This is a genomic window from Amnibacterium endophyticum (assembly GCF_042680685.1).
In the GTDB taxonomy this organism is placed as follows: Bacteria; Actinomycetota; Actinomycetes; order Actinomycetales; family Microbacteriaceae; genus Amnibacterium; species Amnibacterium endophyticum.
The window spans coordinates 275,851-286,481 of sequence record NZ_JBHUEA010000001.1 but is presented as its reverse complement, the minus strand read 5'-3'; the positions used below and the strand labels follow the sequence as shown (position 1 = coordinate 286,481).

Annotated in this window: 11 protein-coding genes; 8 read left to right on the top strand and 3 right to left on the bottom strand. The window is 73.0% G+C overall.

Annotation, left to right across the window (positions count from 1 at the left end):
* Positions 1–582: 582 nt before the first annotated feature.
* Positions 583–1,185 carry an arsenate-mycothiol transferase ArsC gene (locus ACFSBI_RS01350; protein ID WP_377931390.1) on the top strand — a complete coding sequence of 201 codons (603 nt, stop codon included), beginning with the start codon at positions 583–585 and terminating at the stop codon, positions 1,183–1,185.
* A gap of 141 nt (positions 1,186–1,326) precedes the next feature.
* Here ACFSBI_RS01350 and ACFSBI_RS01345 read toward each other — a convergent pair whose 3' ends face one another.
* The gene (locus ACFSBI_RS01345; protein WP_377931389.1) at positions 1,327–2,214 is read right to left on the bottom strand and encodes a GDSL-type esterase/lipase family protein; all 888 of its coding nucleotides are present in this window, start codon (positions 2,212–2,214) and stop codon (positions 1,327–1,329) included.
* A 114-nt stretch (positions 2,215–2,328) separates the two neighbouring features.
* Here ACFSBI_RS01345 and ACFSBI_RS01340 point away from each other — a divergent pair, with 114 nt between their 5' ends.
* Positions 2,329–2,526: a hypothetical protein gene (locus ACFSBI_RS01340; RefSeq protein WP_377931388.1), complete on the top strand. Its 198-nt coding sequence runs from the start codon at positions 2,329–2,331 to the stop codon at positions 2,524–2,526.
* A 40-nt stretch (positions 2,527–2,566) separates the two neighbouring features.
* Here the strand turns inward: ACFSBI_RS01340 and ACFSBI_RS01335 are convergent, their stop codons facing one another.
* Positions 2,567–3,340 carry a matrixin family metalloprotease gene (locus tag ACFSBI_RS01335; protein WP_377931387.1) on the bottom strand — a complete coding sequence of 258 codons (774 nt, stop codon included), beginning with the start codon at positions 3,338–3,340 and terminating at the stop codon, positions 2,567–2,569.
* Positions 3,337–3,882, bottom strand: coding sequence for a VanZ family protein (locus ACFSBI_RS01330; protein ID WP_377931386.1), 546 nt, complete (start codon positions 3,880–3,882; stop codon positions 3,337–3,339). Before ACFSBI_RS01330 ends, ACFSBI_RS01335 begins: the two co-directional genes overlap by 4 nt.
* A gap of 263 nt (positions 3,883–4,145) precedes the next feature.
* On the opposite strand from ACFSBI_RS01330, the gene ACFSBI_RS01325 reads away from it, so the two are divergent.
* The 6 genes from ACFSBI_RS01325 (at position 4,146) to ACFSBI_RS01300 (ending at position 10,626) form a co-directional block, all read left to right on the top strand.
* The gene (locus ACFSBI_RS01325) at positions 4,146–4,730 is read left to right on the top strand and encodes a hypothetical protein (protein WP_377931385.1); all 585 of its coding nucleotides are present in this window, start codon (positions 4,146–4,148) and stop codon (positions 4,728–4,730) included.
* Between the two features lie 322 nt (positions 4,731–5,052).
* The gene (locus ACFSBI_RS01320; protein ID WP_377931384.1) at positions 5,053–6,192 is read left to right on the top strand and encodes a hypothetical protein; all 1,140 of its coding nucleotides are present in this window, start codon (positions 5,053–5,055) and stop codon (positions 6,190–6,192) included.
* A gap of 114 nt (positions 6,193–6,306) precedes the next feature.
* Complete coding sequence (gmd, locus tag ACFSBI_RS01315) at positions 6,307–7,371, top strand: GDP-mannose 4,6-dehydratase (RefSeq protein ID WP_377931383.1); 1,065 nt, start codon at positions 6,307–6,309, stop codon at positions 7,369–7,371.
* The gene (locus tag ACFSBI_RS01310; protein WP_377931382.1) at positions 7,368–8,351 is read left to right on the top strand and encodes a GDP-L-fucose synthase family protein; all 984 of its coding nucleotides are present in this window, start codon (positions 7,368–7,370) and stop codon (positions 8,349–8,351) included. The genes gmd and ACFSBI_RS01310 overlap by 4 nt, the downstream gene beginning before the upstream one ends.
* 98 nt (positions 8,352–8,449) lie before the next feature.
* The gene (locus tag ACFSBI_RS01305) at positions 8,450–9,445 is read left to right on the top strand and encodes a glycosyltransferase (protein ID WP_377931381.1); all 996 of its coding nucleotides are present in this window, start codon (positions 8,450–8,452) and stop codon (positions 9,443–9,445) included.
* A gap of 71 nt (positions 9,446–9,516) precedes the next feature.
* A complete protein-coding gene (locus ACFSBI_RS01300; protein ID WP_377931380.1) occupies positions 9,517–10,626 on the top strand; it encodes a glycosyltransferase family 4 protein in 1,110 nt (369 codons plus the stop codon).
* The last annotated feature ends 5 nt before the right edge of the window (positions 10,627–10,631 follow it).

Here is a 10,631-nt window from a genome sequence, read left to right as displayed (position 1 = left end):
CACCACGCCCGGCGCGCCGCGGTCCGCCGCGCCTCGTCAGGAGGCAGCGCCGCGCTCGGACCGCGGAAGGCGGAGGACGCGGGTCGCGGGGGAGGCGGCGTGGTGCGCGGCGTCGGCGCAGTCGAGGGAAGCTGCGCTCGGGTCCCCGCGGCGGCGGCCGCGGGCACGACGCCGGACCGGAGGACATCGGCGGTCCGGGTTCCGTCGGCGGGGCGGTGCTGCTGCGCCGGGCTCGACGCGGACGGCAGGGGCATCGGCGCGGTGTGCCGGCCGGTCCGTGCCGGGGTCGGCCGCTCCGGCTGGATCGGCACCGGTGCCGTGTGTCGCCCCATCAGCGGTCGCCGACGAGCACGTGGCGGCGTGAGACCTGGGGCATTGAGCACCTCGTCGTCTGCGGTCCGGGGCGACCGTCCGGGCGATTCGGCGAGGAGGCTAACCGCCCGCCGAAACGTCGCAAAACACCGGCGTGGCATCCCTCCGTGTCCCCCGTCCGGGGGTAATGGAGGCCGCTGGAGCGGGGGTGACCGCTCGTCGAACGGTGTGATCGCCCGCTCCGGTGCGGGCTGTGGGAGGCTGCCGCGGATGGAGCCGAACGGACGCCTGCTGGTCGTGTGCACGGCGAACGTCTGTCGCTCCCCACTGGCGCAGCGGGTGCTCGGCCTCCGGCTCGGCGGCGGGGTCGCGGTGTCGAGCGCCGGTGTGCGCGCGCTGAGCGGATCGCCGATGTGCGCGGTCTCCGCACTCGAGCTGCCGGACGGCGCCGACCCGACTCACGCCGCGCGGCAGGTAGAGGGCGACGACGTCCGCGCCGCGGACCTCGTCGTGGCGATGGAGCGCGAGCAGCGCGGCGCCCTCGTGCGCGAGGCCCCCGGTACGCAGGCGTCCGTCTTCACGCTGCGCGAGGCAGCGGCGCTCGCGGGAGCGCTCGCCGAGCGGGGCGAGCGCTACCCGGACCTCGCCGCGGTCGCACGGGCGATGCACGGGCAGCGCGGGCTCGTCGCCGTCCCGGCCGATCCGGTACCGCCGCGGCGGTGGTGGCAGCGCGCCGTGCCGCCGGAGGACCCGCTCACGATCGTCGACGGGCACGGCGCCCCGGAGCCGCAGCACCGCGCTGCGGCCGCGCGCGTCCGTGCCGTGTCCGAGGACCTCGCGGCCGCGCTCGGCGCGCTGCTCGCTCCTCGCTGAACCCGCCCGCTCCCTCTCGCGCCCCGCTGGTCGAGGTGCGGAGCGCAGCGGAGCCTCGAGACCACCTCCGCCAGCGAACAGGCTCCGTCTCGAGGCTCGCTGCGCTCGCACCTCGACGGACGGGGAGAGCGGCGGCGCGGCTCAGGGGACGAGTGCGGAGGAGGTGAGCGCGCGCCACTCGAGCGCCGCCAGCTCGGCCTGCCCGGCGATCGAGGGGTGGAAGTAGTCGAGGGCGGACAGCTGCGCCAGCTCCGGCCGGTACGCCCGCAGCGCCCCGTCGTCGTACACGCAGCGCGGGTGCGCGGCGCAGGCGGCGCGCAGCGCGTCGTCGTACTCCGCGACGCGGGCGCGCACCTCGTCCCGGCGCAGCTCGGCGGCGGCCGAGGTCGACTGCGGCGCCTCGAGCACGGTCGAGCAGCCGTTCAGGCGCGACCAGATGAAGCGCGCGGTGGGGTCCCCGCCCGCGACGGGCAGCAGCGCGGTCACGTCGGGCACGCTCGCGACCAGCACGGTCGCGTCGGGCAGCGCGGCGGCGAGGCGGTCGAGCGCCGCATCGATCCGTTCCGTGTAGACCGGAGCGGGCGTCATCTCGGTGAGGTCGGGGCGGCACACGTCGTTCGCGCCCATCAGCATCGTGACGAGGTCGGGGGAGTGCGGGATCACGGTCTCCACCTGCCGGGCGAGGTCGCTCGAGTCCGCGCCCGACCGGGCCGCGTCGACCCGGGTGATCGTGGCGTCCCGCAGCGCGCCCAGCCGGTCGGCGACGGAGTCGACGCGCGGGTCCGTGCCCGTCGCCCACGACGCCTCGGGGCAGTCCCCGAACGCCGCGCAGGCGTCGAAGCCGCGCGAGAGCGAGTCGCCGAGCGCTGCGACGGTCAGCGGTGTTCCGGTCGGGGACGGGCTCGGTGCGGGCGGGGAGGGCGCGTCCGCGGTCGGTCGCGGCGCGGCCGCCGGCGGGGGCGCCGCGGTGCAGCCTGCGAGCAGCAGCGCACCGAGCGCGACGAGCACGCCCCACCGCTTCCCCCGCATCCCTCCATCCTCTCCCGACCGCACGAGGGCGCCGCGCGTCACCCCGTTCGGGGGATCGCGCGGCGTGTCAGGGCGCTGCGATCCTGATCACGGACCGATCTGGGGGGAGAGGCCGTGGCACAGGTGCTGGTCGTCATCGGCGTGATCGCCGTCGCATGGATCGTCGTGGCGTCGGTCGTCGCCCTGCTGCTCGGCCGTGCCGTGCGGATCGCGGACGACCGCCAGAAGGCGCAGATGGCCTACCGGAGGCCCGCGCGCTCCGCGCAGGTCGCTCGGCCCGCGGCTCGACGGGTGCCCGCCCGCGCCTCCTGAGCCGGCCGGCTCGGACCCGACCGGCTCGGACTCAACCGGCTCAGAGCCGCGACCACGCGGCGTAGTCGCAGCCCTTCCGCTGCAGCACGCGCTTCAGCGCGGCCACCTCGGTGCTCGTGAACCGGCTGGGCGCCTTCGACGTCAGCATCGGGTTCATGACCGCGGTACGGGACGACCGGTGGGCCAGGTTCAGCGCGTGCCCGACCTCGTGGCGGATCAGCGACTGCCAGGTCGCACCCGCGCCGGTGCGCTTGCCCGCGAACGCCGTCGAGAGCAGCACGCGGCCGGAGGTGATCGCCTCGTACCGGCGCCCGTCCCCCGACATGTACCAGGCGCCCACCGGGCCGCCCATCCCGATCTCCCCGGGGTACGCGAAGCGGTGCCCGTACGCCTTCGTCTTCCCGGTGAACGCGAAGACGATGGTCGGCACCGTCGGGCGGCTCTGCGCGCCGAAGGTCCGCTTCGTCGATCCCGCGTAGCGGAAGCGCGCCCCGGTCTGCTGCTGGACCCCCGCCATGACCCGCTTGATCACCGCATCCATGCCCTTCGGCATGCCGGCGGGGTTGATGGCGTAGGCGATCGGACGGCAGGCGGGCCACTGCAGCGGCCGCTTCGTCGTGGGGGAGACCAGCTCGAACGCGGCGGTCGAGACGGGAGCCGCGTGCGCCGTGGTGGCCGCCGCCGCGGTGCTGCGGATCCCGCCGGTCGGGGCCGTGCTGCCGGCGAGCAGGGCGGTCGTGAGGCCGAGGGCGACGAGGCCGCGCAGCAGGCGCCCCCGGACGGGGTGCTGGCCGCCGTCCGAGCGGCGGTTCACCATGTCCCCGTGGGGGTGAGCAGCGAGGAGTCGTCCGACGCGCTCGTCGACGGGCTCGGCACGCCGAACTGCGGCCGCTGCCTCACGCCCATGGCGGTGGCCGGGAGCGCGTCGCGCCCGTTCTGGTCCTGCGCCACCTGCGGGGCCGCCCGCCTCGCCTGACGGCGGCGGAGCAGCGCCACGATCGCGACGCCGATCGCGACGCCGATCGCGTTCATCGCCACGTCGCGCAGCGACCCGTGACGGTTCGGGATCCACAGCTGGGCCAGCTCGCACGCCGCCGAGAGGGCGACGCCGGCACCGAGGGCGACTCCGGGCCGCAGCAGGCGCGCCGCGACCCAGCCGACCGGGACGAACATGGCGATGTTCGACAGGTCCTCCAGCAGCCACCACAGCGGCGTGCCGCCGTCGGCCGCGTGGCCGACGAGTCCGGAGGAGGAGAGCCAGGAGATGTGCAGATCGACGTGTCGCGGCACGAGCAGCAGCACGAGCACCGCACCGCCCACGAGCGCGACCGGCAGCAGTCGGAGGCGGGTCGTCACGCGAGCACGCTAGGAGCGGCAGGCGCGCGTCGGCGGAGGCGCTCCGGCGGGTCGGCGCCGATCTGATCGACCAAGACGCACACGTGCTCAGCGGCCGCTGAGGCCGTCGCGGGGTGCATCTGCGCCGCTTCTCGGCCAACGTCCAGTGTCCCGGCCCTTGGATGGCGGCAGATCGCGGCGCCGCATCCCCGCCGCGGCCGCGCGCTCCCCACGCGCGACCCGTCACGAGGAGACCCCATGGCCGACACCCGGACCGGCACCCGATGAGCGCGCGCTCCGCCGGACGAATCGCCGCGATCACGACGGCCAAGTCGCTCGGGGTCCCCGTCGGCGCTGCGCCGACGGAGGACGAGGAGCAGGCGTCCTCGAGCGGCCCGATGATCCCGCAGGTCGAGCCGGGCGCGTCGATCTCGCAGGGTGAGCGGGGCGGGCTCGCGGCGCTCGTGTCCTACGTGCCGTCGGAGGCGCTCACGATCTACCTCGCCGGCGTCGCCTGCGTGAACCTGGTGCAGACGCCGCAGACGAGCGGCGAGAAGGTCGCCGCGGTCTGGATCCTCTTCGTGATCGCCCTCGTCGCGAACGCGGCCTTCGTGTGGCTCGCGTTCCGCGACAAGTTCCGCGAGTTCTCCCGGCGCGAGCTGACGGTCCGCCAGACCCGCCCCCTCGCGGCCGCGCTCGGCATCACGTCCCTGGCCTTCCTGGTCTACGCGCTCGCGATCCCCGGCGGCATCTTCATCGTCGCGATCGAGTGGCTGCCGCTGATCCTGCTGATCGGCACCGCGCTCGTGATCGGCGTCGCGCGGGTCGCCGGCCTCGGACCGCTGCGGGAGGACCCGCCCGCGGAGTAGACCTCGACCGCACGAGGAGATCGCGGGGTCCCTATCCTCACCCACGGGTCGAGGAGGCGGAGGAAGGGTGCCGGGCAAGCACGACAGATCTGGCGACGGATCGCCGGCACGCCTGCTCCTGACCGGCCCGATCGCCGTGCGTGGCCTCGCGCGCGGTGTGAAGGGGGCGCTGCGCCCGGGGGAGACGTCCCGCCACCGGGCGCACGGCGACGTGATCGAGCGGCGTGACACCGTGGACGGCATGGACCAGGATCGATCTGCGTCGCCCGCGTCGAACCCTCGAGGAGCCGCTGCCGGGCCGCCCGAGCCGGAGGAGCCGCACGTGGAGCCCGAGCCGAACGGCGGTCGCGACCACACCGAGGAGGAGTCCGCGTCGGCCGACGGGGCGGCGTCTGGTGAGGAGGCTGCCTCGGTCGAGGCGCCGCACGCGGAGTCTGAGCCGGACGGCGGTGGGGACCGCTCCCAGGAGGAACCCGTGCTGGCCGAGGGGGTGGTGCCGCCCGGTGCAGACGACGCGACTGCGGACGCGAAGGCGGACGTCGATCGGGGTGGATCGGACGAGGGCGACCTGCCGTTGACGTCGGCGTCGGGCGGGACTTCGAACGCCGACTTCTTCGAGGCCGCGGACGAGGACCGCTCCCTGTCCGCCGACGATTCGCCGAGCGAGGGGAAGGTCGCCGAGACGCGCGTCGACGCGGGTGATCGTGCGGAGACCCCGACGCGTCGCCGGCGCGTCGGCCGAGGTCGCCTGAGCAGCGGTGCCATCGGCCTCGTGGTACTCGTGGTGCTCGCCGTGCTCTGCGCAGGATTGATCGTCGCGGTCGTCGTGAAGTCTCGGAACGACGCCGAGACGGCCGCGCGGGAAGCGGCGTCCTACACGCCGCCGCCGCTCCGCGCGTCCGCGCCACCGACCGGCGTCATCGGGTCGATCGCGGTGATCGGCGATGAGTCGGCCCGAAGCGGGGCGTCGGGCGTGGCGGCCGCGCAGCGCTGGCCTCGCCTGCTGTCCGGCGCGTTCGGCGCCGACCTCGAGGTCACTGCGTCTGCTGGTGCGGGGTACGCGTCCGAGGGGGATTCAGGTGGCACCTTCGTCGACGCGGCGACCACCGTTCCGGTCGACGCGGGTCTGGTCCTGTTCGTCGGCGGTGCGGCGGACGGTGCAGACACCTCGCTGGCACTCGCCAGGGCTGCGACGGAGGCGTACTCGGCGGCGACTCAGCGGGCGCCCGATGCCACGGTCATCGCGGTCGGCCCGCTCTTCCGCCCGGCCGGGACGGCCGTCGACGAATTCGATCAGGTACGCACGACCCTGCGCAGCGCCGCCCGCATCGCCGGCGTCCGCTGGGTCGATCCCGTCGCGGCCGGTTGGCTCCCGGGAGTGGACGGGACGGGCGATCTCTCCGAGGGCGACCAGCGCGTCATCGCGGAACGCCTGCAGGGTCTCGTCGTCGACGACGAGTGACCCCCTGAAGGAGGGCCACCGAACGGCTCCGCGACCTGGCACGATTGGTTGGTCGAGGGCAACCCTCAGACGCCCCACCCAGCTGTCACCCACCAGCACCCCCGAGGAGCCCTCATGCCGTTCAAGAAGGTCGCGTTCATCACCGGGATCACGGGGCAGGACGGGTCGTATCTGGCGGAGCTGCTGCTGGGCAAGGGGTACGAGGTCCATGGTCTGATCCGTCGTGCGTCGACGTTCAACACGTCGCGGATCGATCACCTGTACACGGATCCGCACAACCCGGATGCGGCGTTGTTCCTGCATTACGGGGACCTCAGTGATGGTGCGCGTCTGGTGACGCTGCTGTCGCAGATCAAGCCGCAGGAGGTGTACAACCTGGCGGCGCAGTCCCATGTGCGCGTCAGCTTCGACGAGCCGGAGCACACGGGCGACACGACGGGTGTGGGCAGCATGCGGCTGCTGGAGGCGGTGCGGCTGGCTGGCTTGCACTGCCGGTTCTACCAGGCGAGCAGCAGCGAGATGTTCGGGGCGACGCCGCCGCCGCAGAACGAGGAGACGCCGTTCTACCCGCGGTCTCCCTACGGGGCGGCGAAGGTCTACTCGTACTGGGTGACGAAGAACTATCGCGAGGCGTACGGGATGTACGCGGTGAACGGGATCCTGTTCAACCACGAGTCGCCGCGTCGGGGTGAGACGTTCGTGACGCGCAAGGTGACGCGGGCGGTGGCGCGGATCAAGGCGGGTCTGCAGTCGGAGCTGTACATGGGGAATCTGGACTCGATCCGTGACTGGGGGTACGCGGCGGAGTACGTGGAGGGCATGTGGCGGATGCTGCAGGCCGATCAGCCGGACGACTACGTGCTGGCCACGAACGTGGGCTACACGGTGAAGGAGTTCCTGGAGGCGTCGTTCTCGCACGTGGGGCTCGACTGGCAGGAATACGTGAAGTTCGACGAGCGGTACCTCCGCCCGACCGAGGTCGACGCGCTGATCGGGGATGCGACCAAGGCGCGCACGGAGCTGGGCTGGACGCCGACGGTCGACGGGCTGGAGCTGGCGCGGCTGATGGTCGACGCCGACGTGCAGGCGCTCGCCCACGAGGGCCGGCCCTGGATCGACACCGTGAAGCTCGACTCCTGGAACTCCAAGCGCAACGCCGCCCTCGGGGTCGGCGCATGACCGACCTGAAGGACGGGCGCGAGTTCGTCCCCGGGCGGCTCGACCGCGACGCGCGCGTGTACGTCGCGGGACACCGCGGGCTGGTCGGCTCCGCGATCGTGCGGAAGCTGGAGGCGGAGGGCTTCACCGACGTCGTCGGCCGCTCGTCGGCGGAGCTCGACCTGAAGGACCGCGACGCGGTCTTCGCGTTCTTCCGCGAGGTGCGGCCGGACGTCGTGGTGCTCGCCGCAGCGAAGGTCGGCGGCATCCTCGCGAACTCGACCTACCCGGTCGACTTCTTGTCCGACAACCTCCGCATCCAGACGAACGTCATGGACGCGGCGCTGGAGCAGCGGGTCGAGCGGTTCCTGTTCCTCGGCTCGTCGTGCATCTACCCGAAGTACGCAGACCAGCCGATCCACGAGGACAGTTTGCTCACGGGTCACCTGGAGCCGACCAACGACTCCTACGCGATCGCGAAGATCGCCGGGATCCTCGGCGTGCAGGCGGTGCGTCGTCAGTACGGGCTGCCGTGGATCAGCGCGATGCCGACGAACCTGTACGGCCCGAACGACAACTTCTCGCCGAAGGGCAGCCACGTGCTGCCGGCGCTGATCCGCCGCTACGACGAGGCGGCGGCGTCCGGCGCTGCGTCGGTCACCAACTGGGGGACCGGGAGCCCGCGGCGCGAGTTCCTGCACGTCGACGACATGGCGGACGCCTGCCTGCACCTGCTCGAGCACTACGACGGTCCGCAGCAGGTCAACGTCGGCACCGGCAAGGACGTGACGATCCGCGAGATCGCGGAGACCATCGCCGAGGTCGTCGGCTTCGAAGGTGCGACCGATTGGGACACGACCAAGCCCGACGGCACCCCGCAGAAGCTGCTCGCCGTCGACAAGCTGGCCGACGCCGGCTGGACCGCGCGGATCGGGCTGCGCGAGGGCCTCGAGCACACGGTCGCCTGGTACCGCGAGCACGCAGGTGCGCTCCGGCGATGACCGGAAGGGCTTCGGCCGTGATCGCGGAGCAGAGCGGCGACGAGGGGCAGGACCCGCTCGTCGTCCTGCACCTGCTCGGAGCGCTGCGACCGAGCGGCATGGAGCGGATGCTCGTCTCGGCGCTGAGCGCCTTCGGCGCAGTCGGCGTGCGCGGTGTCGTAGTCGGGCAGGGCTTGGAACACCCCTATGCCGATGACCTCCGGGTCGCGGGCTACGAGGTCCGCCTGATCCCGTCCGTGCGGTCGGTCGACGGGCTGCGGCACCTGTACCGAACCATCAGGTCCATTCGTCCCGACGTCGTCCACGTGCACACCGAGGGTGTCTTCCTCGCGACCGTTCTCGTCAGCGTGATGGCGACGCGGTCCCGCCGAGTCGTCCACACCGTCCACAACGTGTTCGACGGAGGTCCGGCTTGGAGGATTCGGCGCCGCCTCTCGCGAGCGGTCGCCGATCGGTTCCTCGAACGGGTCGTCGTCTGCTCTCCGGACGTGGCGGAGAACGAGCGCCGCTTCGGCAGGCGGTCGACCCTGATCTACAATTGGGTCGACGACCGGTTCTTCGAGCTGCAGGGACAGCGTCGGCCGCCGCGGGGAGACGAGGACCACGTCCTCCTCCTGGGGAACTGCGGGCCGGCCAAGAACCACGAGATGGCGCTGCGAGCGGTGCTGTCCTCGAACAGTGTCGTCTCCCACGTCGGTGGCGAGGGATCGGCGTCCGAGGGGGAACGGGACATGCTCGACAGACTGCAAGCCGCCGGGCGGCTGCGACGACGCGGGGCGGCGGTGCCCGATGCGGCGCTGCTCGAGGCGACCCGGTTGCTCATGCCGAGTCGGAACGAAGGTATGCCCGTCGCGCTCGCAGAGGCGCTGACGATCGGGCTGCCAGCCGTGATCGCGGACGCACCGGGACTGCGCTGGGCCGCAGGCCAGCACGGGATCACCGTGGTGCCGCTGGAGCAGGACGGCTGGACCCGGGCGCTGAAGGGCACAGCCGTGCCGGCCGCTACCGCCCCGCCCATCGACTTCTCGGCGGAACGTGGGGCGGCCGAGTACACCGCGGTCTATCGGGCAGCTGCCCGGACTCGTCAAAGGTGATGCATGTCGCCATCGTCGGACCTGCGGAACCTCCTGAGCTGCACCGGGACCTGGGCCTGGAGCGGGACGAGGTGCCCTCCGGCCTGAACGGCACGACCGTCAACCAGCTGGTCCGCAGCCTGCTCGACCTCGGGCATCGGGTGACTCTCATCACCGCGGGATCCAGTCGCCGCGAGACCTGGCGCGCTGAGCGCGGGCGCCTCTCGGTCGTCGTCGTGCCCTACCGGGCCCGGGCCCGGGCCCGCTTCCTCGACCAGTACCGGCAGGAGCGCAGGGCGCTTGCCGCGGAGGCCGCCCGCGTCGATGCAGACGTCTTCCACGTCCACTGGACGTACGAATTCGCCGCAGGCGCCCTCGCGTCCAAGCGTCGCCCGCTCCTCGTCACGGCGCACGATTCGCCGTGGACGATCCTGCGCACCGTGCCGGACCTCTACCGGCTGGGGCGTCTCGTGCTCGCGCTCCGGGTGCGGCCTCGGATCCGGCGACTCACGGCGGTGTCGCCCTACCTCGCCGAGCGCTGGCGCTCCACCATGTTCTACCGCAGGCCGATCCGGATCGTGCCGAACGCCGTGCCGCAGCTGCGGATCGACGTCGCGGCACGCGATCTCGATGGCCCGCTGGTGCTGCTCGAGATCGCGGACGACTCGAAGCGCAAGAACATCCCCGGGCTGCTCGAGGCGTTCTCGCTCGTCCGGCAGGCGCTTCCCGACGCGCGCCTGCGGCTGATCGGAGCCGGACTCGAGGACGGCGGGCCGCTCGCGGCGACGGCGCGGGCGAACGGGCTCGCGGAGGGGGTCGCGTTCCTCGGCACCATGGATCGTCGGGACGTCGCGGCCGAGCTGGGAGCGGCGACGCTCTTCGTGCACGCGTCCCTCGAGGAGTCCCAGGGGCTTTGCATGCTCGAGGCGTTGCAGGCGGGACTCGCCGTGGTCGCCGGCGCCGACTCAGGTGGTGTCGCGTGGACCATGCTCGACGGCGAGGCGGCGCGCCTCGTCGACGTGAAGGACCCCCGTGCATTCGCCGACGCGGTGCTGATGCTGCACGCGGACCGCGGTGAGCAGCGGCGCCTCGTCGAGGCGGGGCAGGCCGCCCTCGCGACGCGCTACGCCCCGGAGGTCGTCGCCGGTGAGTACCTCCAGGCGTACGCCGCCGCGATCGACGACCACGCGGCTCGACGCTGACCGGG